The organism is Streptomyces sp. Root1310, assembly GCF_001426425.1.
Classification (GTDB): domain Bacteria; phylum Actinomycetota; class Actinomycetes; order Streptomycetales; family Streptomycetaceae; genus Streptomyces.
The window spans coordinates 618,666-637,971 of sequence record NZ_LMEQ01000012.1 but is presented as its reverse complement, the minus strand read 5'-3'; the positions used below and the strand labels follow the sequence as shown (position 1 = coordinate 637,971).

16 protein-coding genes are annotated in these 19,306 nt (G+C 71.0%); 10 read left to right on the top strand and 6 right to left on the bottom strand.

Annotated elements, in window-relative coordinates:
• The first annotated feature begins 99 nt into the window (after positions 1-99).
• Positions 100-1,134 carry a class II fructose-bisphosphatase gene (gene glpX, locus ASD48_RS21060; RefSeq protein ID WP_057603172.1) on the top strand — a complete coding sequence of 345 codons (1,035 nt, stop codon included), beginning with the start codon at positions 100-102 and terminating at the stop codon, positions 1,132-1,134.
• Between the two features lie 164 nt (positions 1,135-1,298).
• Here glpX and ASD48_RS21055 read toward each other — a convergent pair whose 3' ends face one another.
• Positions 1,299-1,676: a WhiB family transcriptional regulator gene (locus ASD48_RS21055; protein WP_079073881.1), complete on the bottom strand. Its 378-nt coding sequence runs from the start codon at positions 1,674-1,676 to the stop codon at positions 1,299-1,301.
• 185 nt (positions 1,677-1,861) lie between these two features.
• Positions 1,862-2,548, bottom strand: coding sequence for a DUF1707 domain-containing protein (locus ASD48_RS21050; RefSeq protein ID WP_057603170.1), 687 nt, complete (start codon positions 2,546-2,548; stop codon positions 1,862-1,864).
• 167 nt (positions 2,549-2,715) lie between these two features.
• On the opposite strand from ASD48_RS21050, the gene ASD48_RS21045 reads away from it, so the two are divergent.
• The 4 genes from ASD48_RS21045 (at position 2,716) to ASD48_RS21030 (ending at position 9,152) form a co-directional block, all read left to right on the top strand.
• Positions 2,716-4,380 (top strand): fumarate hydratase, encoded by a 1,665-nt coding sequence (locus tag ASD48_RS21045; RefSeq protein WP_057603559.1) that lies wholly within the window; start codon positions 2,716-2,718, stop codon positions 4,378-4,380.
• A gap of 142 nt (positions 4,381-4,522) precedes the next feature.
• Complete coding sequence (locus ASD48_RS21040; RefSeq protein WP_057603169.1) at positions 4,523-5,908, top strand: class II fumarate hydratase; 1,386 nt, start codon at positions 4,523-4,525, stop codon at positions 5,906-5,908.
• A gap of 84 nt (positions 5,909-5,992) precedes the next feature.
• Positions 5,993-6,685, top strand: a complete 693-nt coding sequence (locus ASD48_RS21035; RefSeq protein WP_057603168.1) for a DUF402 domain-containing protein — start codon at positions 5,993-5,995, stop codon at positions 6,683-6,685.
• 316 nt (positions 6,686-7,001) lie between these two features.
• Positions 7,002-9,152: a SpoIIE family protein phosphatase gene (locus tag ASD48_RS21030; protein WP_079073880.1), complete on the top strand. Its 2,151-nt coding sequence runs from the start codon at positions 7,002-7,004 to the stop codon at positions 9,150-9,152.
• Positions 9,153-9,291: 139 nt separating this feature from the next.
• Here the strand turns inward: ASD48_RS21030 and ASD48_RS21025 are convergent, their stop codons facing one another.
• Positions 9,292-11,733: a transglycosylase domain-containing protein gene (locus ASD48_RS21025; RefSeq protein ID WP_057603166.1), complete on the bottom strand. Its 2,442-nt coding sequence runs from the start codon at positions 11,731-11,733 to the stop codon at positions 9,292-9,294.
• 280 nt (positions 11,734-12,013) lie between these two features.
• Between ASD48_RS21025 and ASD48_RS21020 the strand changes: the two genes are divergently transcribed.
• The 5 genes from ASD48_RS21020 (at position 12,014) to ASD48_RS21000 (ending at position 17,102) form a co-directional block, all read left to right on the top strand.
• Entirely contained in the window at positions 12,014-12,970 is a 957-nt protein-coding gene (locus tag ASD48_RS21020) for an SPFH domain-containing protein (protein WP_057603165.1), read from the top strand.
• The gene (locus ASD48_RS21015; protein ID WP_057603164.1) at positions 12,967-13,224 is read left to right on the top strand and encodes a hypothetical protein; all 258 of its coding nucleotides are present in this window, start codon (positions 12,967-12,969) and stop codon (positions 13,222-13,224) included. Before ASD48_RS21020 ends, ASD48_RS21015 begins: the two co-directional genes overlap by 4 nt.
• Positions 13,225-13,552: 328 nt before the next feature.
• Positions 13,553-14,077 (top strand): PadR family transcriptional regulator, encoded by a 525-nt coding sequence (locus tag ASD48_RS21010; protein WP_020128023.1) that lies wholly within the window; start codon positions 13,553-13,555, stop codon positions 14,075-14,077.
• Positions 14,074-14,763 (top strand): ABC transporter ATP-binding protein, encoded by a 690-nt coding sequence (locus ASD48_RS21005; RefSeq protein ID WP_057603163.1) that lies wholly within the window; start codon positions 14,074-14,076, stop codon positions 14,761-14,763. Before ASD48_RS21010 ends, ASD48_RS21005 begins: the two co-directional genes overlap by 4 nt.
• A complete protein-coding gene (locus ASD48_RS21000) occupies positions 14,760-17,102 on the top strand; it encodes an FtsX-like permease family protein (RefSeq protein ID WP_057603162.1) in 2,343 nt (780 codons plus the stop codon). The genes ASD48_RS21005 and ASD48_RS21000 overlap by 4 nt, the downstream gene beginning before the upstream one ends.
• Before the next feature lie 72 nt (positions 17,103-17,174).
• On the opposite strand, the gene ASD48_RS20995 is transcribed toward ASD48_RS21000, so the two are convergent.
• The 3 genes from ASD48_RS20995 to ASD48_RS20985 form a co-directional block, all read right to left on the bottom strand.
• Complete coding sequence (locus tag ASD48_RS20995; protein WP_028806553.1) at positions 17,175-17,603, bottom strand: hypothetical protein; 429 nt, start codon at positions 17,601-17,603, stop codon at positions 17,175-17,177.
• Positions 17,604-17,607: 4 nt separating this feature from the next.
• Positions 17,608-18,030: a roadblock/LC7 domain-containing protein gene (locus ASD48_RS20990; protein ID WP_057603161.1), complete on the bottom strand. Its 423-nt coding sequence runs from the start codon at positions 18,028-18,030 to the stop codon at positions 17,608-17,610.
• 237 nt (positions 18,031-18,267) lie between these two features.
• Positions 18,268-19,164, bottom strand: coding sequence for a hypothetical protein (locus ASD48_RS20985; RefSeq protein WP_057603160.1), 897 nt, complete (start codon positions 19,162-19,164; stop codon positions 18,268-18,270).
• Positions 19,165-19,306 lie beyond the last annotated feature (142 nt).

Sequence of the window (19,306 nt, the reverse complement as noted above, 5' to 3'; positions counted from 1 at the left end):
CGCTCATCCGTGGGGTCCCCTGCTCATTTTGTCGGACTGACGATAGAGTCGGGATCGAACCCTCATCCGGCCGTCGTCGTATCAGAAAGGTGCGCTCCGATGACCGAGCATCATCATTTGCCGTCCGAACTCGATGTCCCCTCCGAGGCCCCCGACCGCAACCTCGCCCTGGAACTCGTCCGGGTGACCGAAGCCGCCGCCATGGCCGCGGGCCGCTGGGTGGGACGCGGTGACAAGAACGGCGCCGACGGTGCCGCGGTGCGCGCCATGCGGACCCTCGTCTCCACCGTGTCGATGAACGGCGTGGTCGTCATCGGCGAGGGCGAGAAGGACGAGGCCCCGATGCTCTTCAACGGCGAGCGCGTCGGTGACGGCACCGGGCCCGAGGTCGACATCGCGGTCGACCCGATCGACGGCACCACGCTGACGGCCAAGGGCATGCCGAACGCGATCGCCGTCCTCGCCGCCACCGAACGGGGCGCGATGTTCGACCCGTCCGCCGTGTTCTACATGGACAAGCTGGTCACCGGCCCCGAGGCCGCCGACTTCGTCGACATCGACGCGCCCGTTGCCGTGAACATCCGGCGGGTCGCCAAGGCCAAGCGGGCCACGCCCGAGGACGTCACCGTCGTCATCCTGGACCGCCCGCGGCACGAGGGCATCATCGAGGAGATCCGGGAGACCGGGGCGCGCATCAAGCTGATCTCCGACGGTGATGTCGCCGGCTCGATCCTGGCCCTGCGCGAGGGCACCGGTGTCGACCTGCTGCTCGGCATCGGCGGCACCCCGGAGGGCATCATCTCGGCCTGTGCCGTGAAGTGCCTGGGCGGTGTCATCCAGGGCAAGCTGTGGCCGAAGGACGACGAGGAGCGGCAGCGGGCGATCGACGCCGGGCACGACCTCGACCGCGTCCTGACCACCGAGGATCTGGTGACCGGCGAGAACGTGTTCTTCGTCGCCACCGGTATCACCGACGGTGAGCTGCTGCGGGGGGTCAGGTACCGGTCGGAGACCGCGACCACCGACTCGATCGTGATGCGGTCGAAGTCCGGGACGGTCCGGCGGATCGACTCCGAGCACCGGCTGAGCAAGCTGCGGGCCTACAGCGCGGTCGACTTCGACCGGGCCAAGTAGCCGCCCCGGTCCGTCCGGGCCGAGCAGCCGCCCCGGTCCGATCGGGCCGGGCTACCCCGGCAGTCCGATCCGGGCCGAGCAGCGCCCGTAGTGCGTGAGAGGGGCACCCCCGGTGCGGTGGGGGTGCCCCTTTCGCGTGCCCCGAGGACTGCTCGGCCGGCCGCTCAGCCCGCCGCCGCTATATGGCCCGCCGACTGTGCCGCCTTCTTCAGTTCCACGTCACGGCGGCGGCGCCGGGCGAGGGCCACCCGGCGTTCGGCGGCGGTCAGGCCGCCCCAGACGCCGTAGGGCTCGGGTTGGAGAAGCGCGTGCTCGCGGCACTCCACCATGACGGGACAGCGGGCGCAGACCCGCTTCGCGGCTTCCTCGCGGGAGAGCCGGGCGGCCGTGGGTTCCTTGGAGGGGGCGAAGAACAGGCCTGCCTCGTCGCGTCGGCACACCGCCTCGGTATGCCAGGGGGCGTCTTGATCCCTGTCGCGCGCTGGTACCCGCTGGGCCGGAACAGCGGCGACCTGCACGGGCGAATGCGGCGGTTGCAGCACGGGTCTACTCCTGACGACGGCTTCGCGAGCGAGAGACGATGCAGCAAGGCCTACCCGCTGTGCGCGCGCCTATGCACTGAGTTCCCGACCACCGTGCCCCACGGAGGCCTCGCGGCGGACTCGCGGAGGCCTCACGGCGGACTCGCGGCGGACTCGCGGCGGACTCGCGGCGAACTTCACGGCCGTCAACGGTCCAGATGCTTGCGCAAACCCCTGTCGACCTTGTGCTGAACCCGGTCGAGAAGGTCCGCGACGAGCTTGCCCCGCTTCGGCCGCCCCTCGATGTTGCCCAGCACCGCCCAGCCGTCGACGTAGACCACCGGGGCGTCGGCCTGGGGCGAATCGAGCGCGTACACCTCGAAGTTGCCCAGCACGGCGCCGCCGGTGCCGCGCAGCGAGACGTTCTCCGGGACGCGGACCTCGACGTTGCCGAAGACCGAGATCGCCTTGATCACGACCTGCTGGTACTCGAAGAGCGCCTCGGTGAGGTCGATCTCGACGGTGCCGAAGACCGCGTAGGCGTGGATACGGCGGCCCGCGCGCCAGCGGCCCCGGCGGACGGCGCTGCTGAAGATCGCGACCACGTTGTCGTCGGGGTCGGCGGGGATCGCTCCCGCGGTGGGGCGTCCGGGGGCCGGGGAGGGGGCCGTGCGCCGCTCGTGCGCGGCGGGCAGGTCCCGGACGAAGACCTCCAGCTCACCGACCGTCTTGGCGGCCAGTACGCCCTCTACCCGCTCCGCGTGCTCGTCGGCTGTCAGCCGGCCCTCCGCGAGAGCTTCGCGGAGCATGTCGGCGATACGGTCACGGTCGGCGTCCGAGGCACGCAATTCCGCGGCCGGCGCGGGGGCGGCGGTCTGCTGGTGAAGGTCCACGAGAGCAGCGTACCGAAACACGATAGATCGCGATAGCCCCACCTCGGAACGGGCGGCCGGCGAACTGAGCCTTACCTCACAAGCTCGCCGGCGACGGCAGGTCCTACGCTGGTGAGCGCCCGCCGATGGAGGCGGGCCAGCCGTCTGTCGAGTGAGGAATGGGCGAGATGCCTGAGTTCGCGTACACCGATCTGCTTCCCATGGGAGAGGACACCACCCCGTACCGGCTGGTGACCGCCGAGGGTGTCTCCACCTTCGAGGCCGACGGGCGGACGTTCCTCAAGGTGGAGCCGGAGGCGCTGCGCAAGCTCGCCGAGGAGGCCATCCACGACATCCAGCACTACCTGCGGCCGGCCCACCTCGCGCAGCTGCGCCGCATCATCGACGACCCGGAGGCCTCCGGCAACGACAAGTTCGTCGCGCTGGACCTGCTGAAGAACGCGAACATCGCGGCCGCGGGCGTCCTCCCCATGTGCCAGGACACCGGCACGGCGATCGTCATGGGCAAGCGCGGGCAGAACGTGCTCACCGAGGGCGGCGACGAGGCGGCCCTGAGCCGCGGCATCTACGACGCCTACCTGAACCTCAATCTGCGCTACTCGCAGATGGCCCCGCTGACCATGTGGGACGAGAAGAACACCGGCTCCAACCTCCCGGCGCAGATCGAGCTGTACGCGGCCGACGGCGGCGCGTACAAGTTCCTGTTCATGGCCAAGGGCGGCGGCTCGGCCAACAAGAGCTTCCTCTACCAGGAGACGAAGGCCGTCCTGAACGAGGCCTCCATGATGAAGTTCCTGGAGGAGAAGATCCGTTCGCTCGGTACGGCCGCCTGTCCGCCGTACCACCTGGCGATCGTCGTCGGCGGCACCTCGGCCGAGTACGCGCTGAAGACCGCGAAGTACGCCTCCGCGCACTACCTGGACGAGATCCCCGCCGAGGGTTCGCCGCTCGGGCACGGCTTCCGGGACGAGGAGCTCGAGGAGAAGGTCTTCGAGCTGACCCAGAGGATCGGCATCGGCGCGCAGTTCGGCGGCAAGTACTTCTGCCACGACGTACGGGTCGTCCGCCTCCCCCGGCACGGCGCCTCGTGCCCCGTCGCCATCGCCGTCTCCTGCTCCGCCGACCGGCAGGCCGTCGCGAAGATCACCGCCGAGGGCGTCTTCCTCGAGCAGCTCGAGACCGACCCGGCGCGCTTCCTGCCGGAGACCACGGACGAGCACCTCGACGAGTCGGACGTGGTCCGCATCGACCTCAACCAGCCGATGGACGACATCCTCGCCGAGCTGACCAAGTACCCGGTCAAGACCCGGCTGTCGCTCACCGGCCCGCTGGTCGTGGCCCGCGACATCGCGCACGCCAAGATCAAGGAACGTCTCGACGCGGGCGAGGAGATGCCGCAGTACCTGAAGGACCACCCGGTGTACTACGCGGGCCCGGCCAAGACCCCCGAGGGCTACGCGTCCGGTTCCTTCGGCCCGACGACGGCCGGCCGCATGGACTCCTACGTCGAGCAGTTCCAGGCCGCCGGCGGCTCCAAGGTGATGCTCGCCAAGGGCAACCGCAGCAAGCAGGTCACCGACGCGTGCGGCACGCACGGCGGCTTCTACCTCGGCTCCATCGGCGGTCCGGCCGCCCGGCTGGCCCAGGACTGCATCAAGAAGGTCGAGGTCGTCGAGTACGAGGAGCTCGGCATGGAGGCGGTCTGGAAGATCGAGGTCGAGGACTTCCCGGCCTTCGTCGTCGTCGACGACAAGGGCAACGACTTCTTCCAGGACCCGGCGCCCGCGCCGACGTTCACGACGATTCCGGTACGGGGTCCCGGGCTGGGATAGTGCCCCAGCGGGGGCGGCGGGGCCGAGAGAGGGCCCCCGCCGCCCCAACGTGCCTCGTCCGCACGCGCCGGACGGGATCGAGCGTGCCGCCGGACGGCCCAGCGCGCGGAACATCCCGGCCTCCCCGATCGCTGTACCGGGCATGAGCGAATACCGGATCGAGCACGACTCCATGGGTGAGGTACGCGTCCCGGCGGAAGCCAAGTGGCGGGCCCAGACACAGCGCGCCGTCGAGAACTTCCCCGTCTCGGGACAGCGCATCGAGCGTGCGCACATCGAGGCGCTGGCACGGATCAAGGGAGCCGCGGCGAAAGTGAACGCGCGGCTCGGGGTGGTCGACAAGGACATCGCCGACGCCATCCAGGAGGCGGCCGCGGAGGTCGCCGACGGCCGGTGGGACGAGCACTTCCCGGTGGACGTGTTCCAGACCGGGTCCGGGACCTCGTCCAACATGAACACCAACGAGGTGGTCGCCACGCTCGCCACGGAGCGGCTGGGCCGGGCCGTGCACCCCAACGACCACGTCAACGCCTCGCAGTCCTCCAACGACGTCTTCCCCTCGTCCCTCCACATCGCGGCCACCGCCGCCGTCACCCGGGATCTGATCCCCGCCCTGGAGCATCTGGCGGCCGCGCTGGAGCGCAAGTCCGCGGAGTTCGCCGACGTGGTGAAGGCGGGGCGCACGCACCTGATGGACGCAACGCCCGTGACGATGGGCCAGGAGTTCGGCGGGTACGCCGCCCAGGTGCGGTACGGCGTGGAGCGGCTCGAAGCCTCGCTCCCCCGGCTCGCCGAACTGCCGCTGGGCGGTACCGCGGTCGGTACCGGCATCAACACGCCCCCCGGCTTCTCCGCCGCCGTCATCGAGGAGGTGGCCCGTGCCACCGGGCTGCCGCTGACCGAGGCGCGCGACCACTTCGAGGCACAGGGCGCGCGGGACGGGATCGTCGAGACCAGCGGGCAGCTGCGGACCATCGCCGTGGGCCTCACGAAGATCGCCAACGATCTGCGGTGGATGGCCTCGGGGCCGCGCACGGGCCTCGCCGAGATCAGCCTGCCCGACCTCCAGCCCGGCTCCTCGATCATGCCCGGCAAGGTCAACCCGGTGATCCCGGAGGCCGTGCTGATGGTCGCCGCCCAGGTCGTCGGGAACGACGCGACCGTGGCCACGGCGGGCGCCGCGGGCAACTTCGAGCTCAACGTCATGCTGCCGGTGATCGCCAAGAACGTGCTGGAGTCGATCCGGCTGCTCGCCAACGTGTCCCGGCTGCTCGCGGACCGGACCGTCGACGGGATCGTCGCGCACCGCGAGCGCGCCCGGGAGTACGCCGAGTCCTCGCCGTCCGTGGTCACGCCGCTGAACAAGTACATCGGGTACGAGGAGGCCGCGAAGGTGGCCAAGCGGGCGCTGGCGGAGCGGCGGACGATCCGCCAGGTGGTGCTGGACGGCGGGTACGTGGAGCGCGGCGACCTGACGGTCGAGCAGCTCGACGAGGCGCTGGATGTCCTGCGGATGACACACCCGTAAACCCTCGTGCGCTTTCGCGCCCCCGGCGCGAGAACCGTGACGCGCGCCGCAGCGTCGTATGCCCATGGCACCTAATATCTGTGCATGGCAGACGGTGAAGCGGTGAGACGCGTGGGAACTGGTGGTGCGGCGGCCTTCTGGGAGCCCGGGAGCCGGATTCTGTGGCGCTACCGGGAGAACGGCGGGTCGAACTTCCACATCGCCCGCCCGGTGACCGTCGTGCGGGACGACGAGGAGCTGCTCGCCGTCTGGCTGGCCCCGGGCACGCAGTGCGTCAAGCCGGTGCTCGCGGACGGCACCCCGCCGCATCAGGAGCCGCTGCACACCCGGTACACCAAGCCGCGTACGGTTGCGCGGGGACGCTGGCTCGGCACCGGGGTGCTGAAGGTGGCCCGGCCCGGCGAGCCGTGGTCGGTGTGGCTGTTCTGGGACCAGGGCTGGAAGTTCAAGAACTGGTACGTCAACCTGGAGACGCCGCTGGCCCGTTGGGACGGCGGTGTGGACTCCGAGGACCACTTCCTCGACATCTGCGTCTACCCGGACCGCAGTTGGGGTCTGCGCGACGAGGACGAGTTCGCGCAGGCCCAGCAGGACGGACTGATGGACCGGGCGGTCGCCGAGCAGGTGAGGGAGGCGGGCAGCAGGGCCGTGGAGGTGATCCGCGCGTGGGGGCCTCCGTTCAGCGAGGGCTGGCAGCACTGGCGCCCGGATCCGTCCTGGGCCGTACCGTTGCTGCCGGAGGACTGGGACCGTACGCCCGCGCACATGTCCACATGAGACCCTTGATGCGCCCCCGGGCAAGAAACGTAGGATCGTCCTCCGCAAGGCACGCTGGCAGTAACTCCCGGAGCAGACGCCGGGCCTGACCGAACGTCACCGAGGGGCGGCAGCACGTGAGCGAGGGGTACGAGGGCAACACCGGCGGGACGCTCGACGTCGGCCCCCAGGGCCGCGCGCGGTCCACCGGTGGCACAGGAACAACCTCTGACCACGCGGGAATTCCGTTCCGGGGGCACGTATTCCGGGTATCGGGTTTCCTGCGGGACCAACTGCGCGCGCGGCGCGCAGCCCCGGACGGACGGATTCGACACGCGTGACGGAGCAGCCCACCTCCTACGAACGCCCCCAGGGCGTCGACCCCACGGACCCCCGTGGGGCACTGCTGCATACCCAGGCACCGGCGCCGGGCCAGTCCGCCTTACCGCCCGACGCCTCGGGTACGACGACGCCGCGCGGCAAGGGCGGAAAGGGTGGCATGGGCGGCCAGGGAGCCACGGGAATGGATGCGGCCGGTTCGGAGGCCGGTTCCGGCGCCGAGCACTCCCAGCCGTCGGCGGCCGACGAGGCCATGGGGGCCCCTCCCGCGCGGGCCAAGCCGAGCGTGGGTGACCACCGGCCGCGCCCCGCTCCCGAGTCCATCCCGGCCCAGCCGGGCACCGACGCGCGCCCGGAGCGGGGTCCGGAAGGGCAGGACCGGCGCGCCGGAGGGGCACTGACGCCCGGCCGGCCCACGCCGATGCGGCGGGACGGGGACCGGCTGCGCTTCGTGGGAGCGGCGACCCGGCGGATCGCCCGCGGCCTGGACCTCGACGAGATCGTGATGGGGCTGTGCCGGGCCACCGTGCCGACCTTCTCCGACGCGATCCTCGTCTATCTGCGCGACCCGCTGCCGGTGGGCGATGAGCGGCCCGCGGCGGACCGCATCATGCTGCGGCTGCGGCGCACCGACCGCATTCCGGAGGAACGGGACACCGAGACCGGCTTCGCGGCGCTCGCCCTGCCGCCCCCGGAACCGGGCGAGCTGACCGCCGAGCTGTCGGCCGCGGTCGGCGAGCTGTGCGAGGTGCGGCCCGGCGGGGCGCTCGCGGAGGTGCTGCGCGGGGTGCGTCCGGTGTTCGCCGACCACCCGGCCGCACGCGCCGCGCTGCCCGAACTGCTGGGCGAGGACAGCACCTTGGCCATCCCGGTCGGTCAGCGGGCCGTCCTGGCCCCGCTGCGGGGCCGCCGCCGGGTGATCGGCGCCGCGGTCTTCCTGCGCCGCCCGGAACGCATCCCGTTCGAGAACGACGACCTGCTGGTGGCCGCCCAGCTCGCCACCCACAGCGCCCTGGGCATCGACAAGGCGGTGCTGTACGACCGTGAGGCGTACATCGCCGACGAGTTGCAGCGCACGATGCTGCCGGAGACCCTGCCGCGCCCCACGGGCGTGCGGCTCGCCTCCCGGTACCTGCCCGCGGCCGAGACCGCGCGGGTCGGCGGCGACTGGTACGACGCCATCCCGCTGCCGGGCAGCCGGGTGGCGCTGGTGGTGGGCGACGTCATGGGTCACTCCATGACGTCGGCGGCCATCATGGGACAGCTGCGGACGACGGCCCAGACCCTCGCCGGTCTCGACCTGCCGCCGCAGGAGGTCCTGCACCATCTGGACGAGCAGGCCCAGCGGCTGGGCACCGACCGCATGGCGACCTGCCTGTACGCGGTCTACGACCCGGTGTCCCACCGCATCACCATCGCCAACGCGGGGCATCCCCCGCCCATCCTGCTGCACCTGGGCGGCCGGGCCGAGGTGCTGCGGGTGCCGCCGGGCGCGCCGATCGGCGTGGGCGGCGTCGACTTCGAGGCGGTGGAGCTCGACGCCCCGGCCGGTGCGACGCTGCTGCTGTACACCGACGGCCTGGTCGAGTCCCGGCTGCGGGACGTGGCGACCGGCATAGAGCAGCTGCGGGAGAAGCTCGCCGCGACCGCCCAGCTGACCGGCCCCGATCATCCGCCGCCGCTCGAGGCCCTGTGCGACGAGGTGCTCGACATGCTCGGCCCGGGCGACCGGGACGACGACATCGCGCTGCTCGCCGCCCGGTTCGACGGGATCGCGCCGAGCGACGTGGCGTACTGGTTCCTCGAGCCGGAGGACGCGGCTCCCGGCCGGGCCCGCCGGCTGGCCCGGCGGGCGCTGTCCCGCTGGGGGATGGAGGACATGACCGACTCCGTCGAGCTGCTGGTCAGCGAGGTCGTCACCAACGCGGTGCGGTACGCCTCGCGGCCGGTGACCCTGCGGTTGCTGCGCACCGATGTGCTGCGCTGCGAGGTCGGCGACGACGTGCCGCAGCTGCCCCGGCTGCGGCAGGCCCGGGCGACCGACGAGGGCGGCCGCGGCCTGTATCTGGTGAACCGGCTGGCCCGGCGGTGGGGGGCCACCCGGCTCAGCACCGGCAAGGTGGTCTGGTTCGAGTTGAACCGGAGCTGAGTTGAACCGGAGCTCGTTGAACGGAGCCGGCTGAACCGGATCTCGTTGAAACGGAGCTGAGAAGAACGCGGGAAGCGCGCGAAGAGGGCGCCCGGAGATCTCCGGGCGCCCTCTTCGCTGTCTCTGCCGCCGGTGGCCGCTATTGGCCGAGGAGCGGATCCTCCGGATCCTCCGGATCGGTCGACGGGTCGTCCGTGCTCGGTTCCGACGAGGTGTCACCCGTCGGTGTGCTGGACGGGGACGAGCTCGGCTTCGACGACGTGGACGGGGACGAACTCGTCGACGGAGAGGAGGACGGCGACGAACTCGTCGACGGGGACGAGGACGGTGACGAACTCGTCGACGGGGAAGCGGACGGGGACGGCGACGCGGTCTGGACCGCCGCTCCCTGGTCGGTGTCCAGGTCGAACTTGGTGACCTTGGTGGAGACGCCGAAGGTGTACGCCGCCCAGATCTGCGCCGGGAAGCCACCACCGTTGACCCGGCCCGCGTCCGAGGTCAGGCCGTTCGTCGCGCCGGTCAGCGGGACCTGGGGGTGCGGGGCCTTCGCGGACTCGCCGAAGAGTCCGACCGAGGTGACCAGGTCGGGCGTGTAGCCGGTGAACCAGGCCGACTTGTTGTTGTCGGAGGTACCCGTCTTGCCCGCGACCTTCTGGCCCTTGCGCAGCGGGTTGTCCCGCACGGACTTCTTCGCCGTACCGTCGTCGACCACGCCGGTGAGCACCGAGGTGACCGAGTCGGCGGCCTCGCGGCTGATGACCTGCTCCCCGACGGGGTCGGTGTGCTTGAACGTCGGGTGGGCGCTGTTCTCCGCCGACTTGATGAGCGCCGGGGTGACCTGCTTGCCGTGGTTGTCGAGGGTGGCGTAGACGCCGGCCATCTGCAGGGGGCTCGCGCCCATGGTGCCGAGGGTCTGGGCGGGCACGGCCTTGAGGTCCGCGGTGTCCATGCCGAGGTTGGCCGCGACCTTCAGCACCTCGGGCATCCCGACGTCGACGCCCATCTGCGCGAAGACGGAGTTGATGGACTTGTTGAGCGCCGTCTGGACGGTGACGTCGCCGTAGTCCTGGTCGTCCTCGTTCTCCGGGGCGAAGCCGATGTCGCTGCCGACGACCGGGCGCTTGCTGGTGCCGTCGTAGATCGTGTTCGCGGTGATCTGGTCGCCGTCCTGCGTCTTGGCGGCCTCGTCGAAGGCGGCGGCGAGGATGACCGGCTTGAAGGTGGAGGCGGGCTGGTAGTCGGTGCGGGTGGCGTTGTTGGTGTAGTGGTCGGTGTAGCTGGTACCGCCGTACATCGCCTCGACGGCGCCCGTCTTGGGGTTCACCGACACCGCGCCTGCCTGGACGTCTCCGTCGACCGAGCGCTTCTTCTTGTCCAGCTTGCTGGTCAGCTGTTCCTTGACGGCCGTCTCCAGCGCCTTCTGCTTCTTCTTGTCGATGTTGAGCTCGATGTTCCAGCCGCCGCGCCGGACCAGTGCCATGCCCGACTCGTAGTCGTCGGCGACGCCCTGGGCCACCAGTTGCTTGGCCAGTTCGGTGTTGGCCGCGTCGACGAGGTAGCCGATCTGGCCCTCCTTGCCGGGCGCGGCCTTGGGCTCCTTGGGCACCGGGAACTTCATGGCGTCGCGCTTGCCCTTGTCCAGCCAGTCCTGCCCGACCATGTTGTCGAGGACGTAGTTCCAGCGGGCCATGACCAGCTTCTTGCCGGTGTCGGAGGCGGAGGTCCAGTCGTACTGGCTGGGGGCCTGGAGCAGCGCGGCGAGGTAGGCGCCCTGCTCCACGCTGAGCTTGTCGGCGTCGACGCGGTAGTAGGCCTGGGCGGCCGCCTGGATGCCGTAGGCGCCGCGGCCGTAGTAGCTGGTGTTGATGTAACCGGCCAGGATGTAGTCCTTGTCCTTCTCCCGGTCCAGCTTCAGGGAGATGACCAGTTCCTTCAGCTTGCGCGTGACGGTCTGTTCCTGCGTCAGGTAGTAGTTCTTGACGTACTGCTGGGTGATCGTGGAACCGCCCTGCGCGCCCTTGCCCATGAGGGTGTTGAGGACACCGCGGGTGGTGCCCTTCAGGTCGACGCCGGCGTCGGTGTAGAAGGACTTGTTCTCGGCGGCGACGAAGGTGTGCTGGACCTCTTTGGGAATCTTCGCGAGTTCGACGTTCTCGCGGTTGACCTCGCCGTCTCGGGCGAGGATCGCGCCGTTGTCGTACTCGTAGACGTTGCTCTGGAGGTTGGCGTCGGGGTTGCCCTCGGGGATCGGCGTGCTCATGTACAGCCAGAGGAAGGCGCCGATGACGGCCACGGTCAGGCCGAGGAACGTGCCGAGGATCTTCTTCCAGGTGAAGAGCCGGCGTATGAGGCTCTTGTCCTTCTTCCCGGCCTTGCCCTTGGCGCCCTTGCCGCCCTTCTTCGCGCCCCGGCGGGCGGCCGCGCGACCACCGGTCGCGGGAGCGGTCCCGGGCTCCGCCTCGGCGGTCGCCACGGACTCGGCCGTCGAAGGGGTCGTCGAGTCCGTCTCCGCCGAGCGGCCCCTGGGCGCCGCGCGGCGCCCACCGCGCTGTCGAGCTCGTCTCTCGTCCGCTCGTCCCATGAGTCCGCTCGCTCCGCTTCCTACTCGGCAGTCACACCAGTGCCCGGGGGCAGGGGCAGGTCAGCTCAGAAAGCTAACACCGCTGTCTATGACGAAGGGGTCTCGGTCCGGTCCGCACGGGGCGTGAGAATCAGCACCCCATGTGAGGGAACCGCCCGGACGTCCCCACCGAATCCGACGTACGAGAGTGGCACAGGGTTGCCACGAGGCGCTAAAGTGATATCACTTAGATAGTCCGCCGATCACTGAATCAGGCGGCGAGGAGAAACGGGGACCCACCATGCCCACTCACGACCCGTCGGCCACCGCCGAAGCGGCCATCGACACCGTCGACACACCCGACATGCCCGCCCCGCGCGTGCAGGAGTTCCCCGCGCGCAGCGTGGCCGGCGGACTCGCGCTGCTGCTCGGCCTGGCCGGACTGCTGGCCGGCGCCGGGATGATCGCCTCCGGCGCCCAGGTGGACGCGGCCGGCCTCAAGGCGGCGCTGATCACCGGCGGCATCCTGGTCGCCCTCGCCGCGTTCCTGGCGATGTGCGGGCTGAACACGGTGTCGCCGGGCGAGGCCCGCGTGGTGCAGCTGTTCGGCCGCTACCGGGGCACCATCCGCGAGGACGGGCTGCGCTGGGTGAACCCCTTCACCTCCCGCGAGAAGATCTCCACCCGGGTCCGCAACCACGAGACGGCCGTACTGAAGGTCAACGACGCCTACGGCAACCCGATCGAACTCGCCGCGGTCGTGGTGTGGAACGTACGGGACACCGCGCAGGCCAGCTTCGAGGTGGACGACTTCCTGGAGTTCGTCGCCACCCAGACCGAGGCGGCCGTCCGGCACATCGCCATCGAGTACCCCTACGACTCGCACGACGAGGACGGCCTCTCGCTGCGCGGCAACGCGGAGGAGATCACCGAGAAGCTCGCCATAGAGCTGCACGCGCGCGTGGAGGCGGCCGGCGTCCGGATCATCGAGTCCCGCTTCACCCACCTCGCGTACGCTCCCGAGATCGCCTCGGCGATGCTCCAGCGGCAGCAGGCGGGCGCCGTGGTCGCGGCGCGGCGGGAGATCGTGGACGGGGCCGTGGGAATGGTCGAGGCCGCGCTCCAGCGCATCGCCGAACAGGGCATCGTGGAGCTGGACGACGAGCGGAAGGCGGCGATGGTGTCCAACCTGATGGTGGTGCTGTGCGGGGACCGTGCGCCCCAGCCGGTACTGAACACCGGGACCCTCTACCAGTGAGTGACGCAGCCGGGGGCCCGGCCCCTCAGCGCCGGCCGCAGCAGCGCAAGCAGGTGCTGCTGCGGCTGGATCCGCTGGTCCACGACGCGCTGGCCCGCTGGGCCTCGGACGAACTGCGGTCGGCGAACGCGCAGATCGAGTTCCTGCTGCGCAAGGCGCTGAAGGAGGCCGGGCGGCTGCCCGGCGACACCGGGCCCCTCCCGCGCCGCGGCCGGCCCCCCGGCGGCTCGCCCCCCGGGCCCCCGCCCGCCTGAACGGCTTCGCCCCCCGCACACACCCGCACACGGACAGCGGGGCCGCCCGGACAAGCCCCTCCCCCGGACGGGCCACCGATGCACGCCGCCCCTGTGGCAGACGCCGGACCTGCGGCAGACGCCGCCCGCCCCCTAGACAGAGGCCGGGCCTGTGGCGGAGCCGGGCCTATGGCAGATGCCCGGACTGTGGCCCCCGCGCCCGAGGCAGGCGCCCGGCCTGTGGCAGAACAGTGACAATCGGCCCTCACCTGCGCAGTCCCACTCCCCGCCGTCACCTGCACACAGGGCGTATACACACCGGGTATACACCGCATGTACAGTCCTTTCCATGTCCATCGGTCACACCCTCCTGGGACTCCTGGAGTCCGGGCCCCGCCACGGTTACGACCTCAAGCGGGCCTTCGACGAGAAGTTCGGTCACGACCGGCCGCTGCACTACGGCCAGGTCTACTCGACGATGTCGCGTCTGCTGAAGCACGGGCTCGTCGAGGTCGACGGCATCGAGGCCGGCGGCGGTCCCGAGCGCAAGCGGTACGCGATCACCGACGCCGGGATCACCGACGTCGAGCAGTGGCTCGCGACACCCGAGAAGCCCGAGCCGTACCTCCAGTCGACGCTGTACACCAAGGTCGTCCTCGCGCTGCTGACCCACCGCGACGCCGCCGACATCCTCGACACCCAGCGTGCCGAGCACCTGCGCAGCATGCGCATCCTCACGGACCGCAAGCGCTCCGGCGACTTCGCCGACCAGCTGATCTGCGACCACGCCCTGTTCCACCTCGAGGCCGACCTGCGCTGGCTGGAGCTCGCCGCCGCCCGGCTCGACAAGCTGAAGGCCGCGGTGATCGCGTGAACGCCCCCGGGGGATCCCTGCTCGCCGCCGAGAACCTGCACAAGGCGTACGGGCCGACGATGGCGCTGGCCGGCGCCGAGTTCTCCATCCACCCCGGCGAGGTCGTCGCGGTGATGGGCCCGTCCGGCTCCGGCAAGTCGACGCTGCTGCACTGCCTCGCCGGGATCGTGACGCCCGATGCGGGCTCGATCATGTACGACGGCCGTGATCTGGCGACGATGAACGACGCCCGGCGCAGCGAGCTGCGGCGCTCCGAGTTCGGCTTCGTGTTCCAGTTCGGGCAGCTCGTGCCGGAACTGACCTGCGTGGAGAACGTGGCCCTGCCGCTGCGGCTGAACGGCACCCCGCGCAAAGAGGCCGAGCGCATCGCCCTGGGCTGGATGGAGCGGCTGGAGGTCGACGACCTCGGCAGGAAGCGCCCCGGCGAGGTGTCGGGCGGCCAGGGGCAGCGGGTGGCCGTGGCGCGTTCGCTGGTCACCAGCCCGCGGGTGGTGTTCGCCGACGAGCCGACCGGCGCGCTGGACTCGCTCAACGGCGAACGCGTGATGGAACTGCTCACCGAGGCGGCACGGTCGGCCAGCACGGCCGTCGTCCTCGTGACGCACGAGGCCCGGGTGGCGGCCTACTCCGACCGCGAGATAGTCGTCCGGGACGGGAAGTCGCGGGACATGGAGCGGGTCGTATGAGTCTGCGGCAGTCGGCCAGGGACCTCGGCCTGGGGGTCCGGTTCGCCTTCGCGGGCGGGCGAGAGGGCTGGATACGGGCCATATTGACCGCGGTCGGCGTCGGGCTCGGCGTGGCGGTGCTGCTGCTGACGACGGCGGTACCGAACGCGTTGTCCGTGCGACACGACCGGGAACAGTCCCGGCTGGACTGGCCGATCGGCAGCGAGCCGCTCGTCAAGGGCGACGACACCCTGCTGGTGGCGAACGCCGACACGACGTTCCGGGACAAGGACGTACGCGGTCGGCTGGTGGAGCCGGAAGGAGCGCGCGCCCCGCTGCCGCCCGGCCTGAGCGAGTTCCCGGCCAAGGGCGAGATGGTGGTCTCGCCCGCGCTGAAGAAGCTGCTCGCCGCCGACGGCTCGGCGCTGCTGCGGGAGCGGATCCCGTACCGCGTCGTGGGGACCATCCAGGAGAGCGGGCTGGTCGGCTCCCAGGAACTCGCCTACTACTCGGGCGCCACCGGCATGGCCACGTACGCCGACGGCCAGGGCGAGGCGACCCGGCTGAAGGAGTTCGGGAACCCGAACCCGTCGAAGGAGGAGACCGACCCAGTACTGCTCCTGCTGGTCCTCGTCGTCATCATCGTCCTGCTGATGCCGGTGGCCGTGTTCATCGCCGCGGCCGTGCGGTTCGGCGGTGAACGGCGCGACCGCAGGCTCGCGGCCCTCCGGCTGATCGGTTCGGACGGCCGGATGACCCGGCGCATCGCGGCGGGCGAGGCGATGGCCGGGGCCCTGCTGGGCCTGGTCCTCGGCACGGTCTTCTTCCTCGTCGGCCGCCAGGTGGCCGGGTCGGTCGAGGTGATGGGCATCAGCGTGTGGCCCAGCTACGTCGACCCCTCCCCCGCGCTGGCCACGCTGGTCGTCCTCGCGGTGCCGACGGCGGCGGTCCTGGTGACCCTCTTCGCCCTGCGCGGGGTGGTGATCGAGCCGCTCGGTGTGGTCCGCACGGCGAAGCCCGCGCGGCGTCGGCTGTGGTGGCGGCTGCTGATGCCCCTGGGCGGCTTCGCGATGCTCTACCCGATGATCGGGCAGGGACGGACGGACGGCGACTTCAACCAGTATCTGGTGAGCGGCGGCGTCGTGCTGATCCTGATCGGCATCACCGCGCTGCTGCCATGGCTCGTGGAGACGGTCGTCAGCCGACTCGGCTCCGGTGGCGTGGCCTGGCAACTGGCCGTACGTCGACTCCAGTTGAGCAGCGGTACGGCGGCCCGGATGGTCAACGGCATCGCGGTGGCGGTGGCCGGTGCGATCGCGCTCCAGATGCTGTTCGCCGGCGTGGACGGCGCCTACACCAAGCCCACCGGCCAGGACCTCACCCGGGCGCAGATGCAGGTCCGGGTGCCGGACGGCGCTCCGCTGGCCGCGACCGCCCAGAAGTTCGCCGACACCAAGGCCGTCCGCAAGGTCACCGCCCTGTGGGAGGGCTACCTGGGCGACACCTCCTGGCACACGGAGAACGGCCCGAACCTCTCCACCGAGCTGACCGTGGGCGACTGCCCGGCCCTGCGCGCGGTGGCGAAGCTGCCCTCGTGCAAGGACGGCGACCTGTTCGTCCTCGACGGCGACGAGTACTCCGCCGACGGGCCGAAGATGAACACGCCCGGCAAGAAGCTGTACGTCGAGCCGTCCGGCTCCGGGGACACCGCGGACGTCGTCTGGACCGTCCCCCGGGGCATCACCGAGGCCAAGTCGGTCGAGGTCCTGACCGACTACAAGCGCGGCGGCTTCCTGATGACGCCGAGCGCGCTGCCGAAGGCCGCCGAGAAGCTGGTCAACGGTCAGATCTACCTGTCGATCGACGAGTCCGTGCCCGACGCCTACGAATACGCCCGCAACACGGCGTACCAGGTGGATCCGCTGGCCCAGCCGATGACCTGGTCAGCCACCCGGCAGGACACGAAGTTCACCACCATCCGCACCGGTCTGCTCGTCGGCTCCGCCTGTGTGCTGCTGCTGATCGGGGCGAGCCTGCTGGTCTCCCAGCTGGAGCAGCTGCGCGAGCGCCGCAAGCTGCTGTCGTCCCTGGTCGCCTTCGGCACCCGGCGGCGGACGCTGGGCCTGTCGGTGCTGTGGCAGACGGCGATCCCGATCGGGCTGGGCCTGCTGCTGGCCATGGCGGTGGGGATCACGCTGGGCGCGATCCTGCTGAAGATGACGGACACACCGGTGGGCGTCGACTGGGCGAGCGTGCTGTCGATGACGGGCTTCGGCGCGGCCGTCGTCCTGATGGTGACGCTGCTGAGCCTGCCTCCGCTGCTCAAGCTGCTGCGGCCGGACGGCCTGCGCACGGAGTGAGCGGGCGGTGAGCACCCGCGGCACGCGGCACGGACGGTCCCTCCCCGGGCGGGGAGGGACCGTTCCGCGTTTTCAGAGCTGGTACTCCCGCACCACCCTGCGTACCTGGGCGAACAGCATGCCGACGTTGACGGACTTGCGGCAGACGACCACCGCGACGACGTCCTGCTGCTCGGTCATCCGCACGAACAGGTGGGTGAGGTTCTCACTGTTGACGAGGATCTCCTGGAAGAAGTGGTTCTCGCTCTGGACCCCGCGCCGCTCCTTGAAGACGTCCTCGATCATCACGACCGTACGGCCCTGGAACAGGTCGAGCGTCGCGCCCGCCAGCAGGTCCAGGACCTCGGGCGGATGGTTGTCGACGGTCTCGTAGGAGAGCAGCATGCCGGTGGACATGTCGACGACGCCGGAGGCGACGCAGTCGGGGGCATCCGTGCGCAGTGACTTGACCAGGCCCATGACCTGGTCGGAGAAACCTGGGGTCATACGTTTCGTCGCCATCCCTTCAGACTCCTTCGGCGGTCTTCACGGTCGTCTCGGTCCGGTCGGTCCGGTCGGTCCGGTCGGTCAGGATCAGATCGATGCGGCGCAGGGCGGGTTGGGTCGCCCGGTGCAGACGCTCCACGTCCATGCCCTCGTCGCCGAGTACGACCATCAGCGCGGTGTCGCCGACCGCGTAGAACGCGGCGCAGCCGTGGCTGCCGTAGGCCACCGTGCGGTGCAGGGCGCCACGGGCGGTCGCCTGCGCGGTGCGGCGGGCGAGGCCGAGGCCGGCCGCGGCGAGGGCGGCGAGTCCCTCCGGGTCGATGGTGTCGGCGGTGTCGGCGGCTATGAGCAGTCCGTCCGCCGCCGCCAGCGCCGTGTCGGTGATACCGGTCACCTGCTCCCGCAGGCCGCGCATCTCCCGCGCGAGGGCTGTGTGGTCCATGAGTGCAACTCCCCTAATCCTGATCGCATATGACCGTCTTCTTCGTGGGGGTCTACGTGGGGCTTACGTGGGGGGCCCTCGTGGGGTTCTCTGCCGGGTCCTTCTCCGGGTCCTTCGGCCGGATCCTCTGCCGGGCCTTCTACCGGGCCTTCTGCGTGCGGTTTCCGCGTGTTGTTTCCGCGTGTTGTTTCCGCGTCGGTTCTCCGTGCGGTTTCCGCTTGTTTCCTGCGCGGGCCGTCATTTCGCCGTGGGGTTCCGCAGGCGGAAGAACTCCTTCCAGCCGGTGCCGTTCCGTTCCGTCGTGAGGGCTTCGTTGATGCCGCTGGCGCCGGGGCGGCGGCGTGGCAGGGCCGTCGCGTCCGGCACCGGCACCGGTACCGGCGGCTGCCGGGGCGGGGCCGGTTCGCGGGGGCGTATGCCGTGCCCGTCGGGCGGCAGCCGGACCGGGATCGGCCGGGGCGCGTCCACGCACTCCAGGAGCCCCTCGCCCAGCATCCGGGCCACCTCGACGGTCACGGTGTAGACCCCGCGCCCGGTGCGGAAGGCGAGGTCCCGGGAGGTGCACCGGCCGTCGGCGTGGGCCAGCAGCTCGCGCTGGAGCACGCCGAGCCGGCCGGCCGCGTAGGACAGGGAGGCGGGCACGGGCCGCTCCCGGTCCGGGCGCACGGGGTACGGCTGTTCCAGGAGCGCGCCGAGCTTGCGGGACGCCACCTGGAGCAGCCGGGTGGGCGGTTCGCCCACGGCCACCGGGGCGGGCGGCACCCCGGTCGCCGGACCGCGCTCGCAGCCGTCGACACTGCCCGCGACGACCGCGAACACGGCGTCCTGGAGAGCCATCGCGCAGACCACCCGGAGCTGTGCGGCCCCCGCGTATCCGTGGGCGATCAGCCCGGCGGCCGGCCAGCGCGCGCCGCCCGACTCACGCACCAGCCCGGCCCACTCCTCGCCGCCGATCCGGCCCGAGCGCAACAGCAGCGCCTCGGGGGCGGGCGCGCCCGGCGACTCGACCGCGACGACCAGCCCGCCGTGCAGATGGAAGGTGCCGCCGGGCGAGCCGAGGACGCGCAGTTCCCCGGTGAAGCCGTCCCGGCCGCACGCGGCAAGGTCGCGTGCCAGCAGCTGGTAGCCCGACATCACTCCCCTTGGGCCTCTCGCACATACGCCTGACGCGTAGCGCTGAGGAGGGAAGGTGTATCAGTCCGTGCGCATGTTCCAGCGAGAGATTTCCGACCTGCCCCCGACTGACGGAAGTTGCTCCGCCGATGGACTCAAATCG

What these genes read in the sequence shown, in the direction of transcription:
- ASD48_RS21020 (WP_057603165.1), top strand. Translation starts at nt 12,014, where the DNA reads ATGCCCACTCACGACCCGTCGGCCACCGCCGAAGCGGCCATCGACACC.
- ASD48_RS21035 (WP_057603168.1), top strand. Translation starts at nt 5,993, where the DNA reads ATGGCAGACGGTGAAGCGGTGAGACGCGTGGGAACTGGTGGTGCGGCG.
- ASD48_RS21025 (WP_057603166.1), bottom strand. Translation starts at nt 11,733, where the DNA reads ATGGGACGAGCGGACGAGAGACGAGCTCGACAGCGCGGTGGGCGCCGC.
- ASD48_RS20985 (WP_057603160.1), bottom strand. Translation starts at nt 19,164, where the DNA reads ATGTCGGGCTACCAGCTGCTGGCACGCGACCTTGCCGCGTGCGGCCGG.
- glpX (WP_057603172.1), top strand. Translation starts at nt 100, where the DNA reads ATGACCGAGCATCATCATTTGCCGTCCGAACTCGATGTCCCCTCCGAG.
- ASD48_RS21000 (WP_057603162.1), top strand. Translation starts at nt 14,760, where the DNA reads ATGAGTCTGCGGCAGTCGGCCAGGGACCTCGGCCTGGGGGTCCGGTTC.
- ASD48_RS21045 (WP_057603559.1), top strand. Translation starts at nt 2,716, where the DNA reads ATGCCTGAGTTCGCGTACACCGATCTGCTTCCCATGGGAGAGGACACC.
- ASD48_RS21010 (WP_020128023.1), top strand. Translation starts at nt 13,553, where the DNA reads ATGTCCATCGGTCACACCCTCCTGGGACTCCTGGAGTCCGGGCCCCGC.
- ASD48_RS20995 (WP_028806553.1), bottom strand. Translation starts at nt 17,603, where the DNA reads ATGGCGACGAAACGTATGACCCCAGGTTTCTCCGACCAGGTCATGGGC.
- ASD48_RS21040 (WP_057603169.1), top strand. Translation starts at nt 4,523, where the DNA reads ATGAGCGAATACCGGATCGAGCACGACTCCATGGGTGAGGTACGCGTC.
- ASD48_RS20990 (WP_057603161.1), bottom strand. Translation starts at nt 18,030, where the DNA reads ATGGACCACACAGCCCTCGCGCGGGAGATGCGCGGCCTGCGGGAGCAG.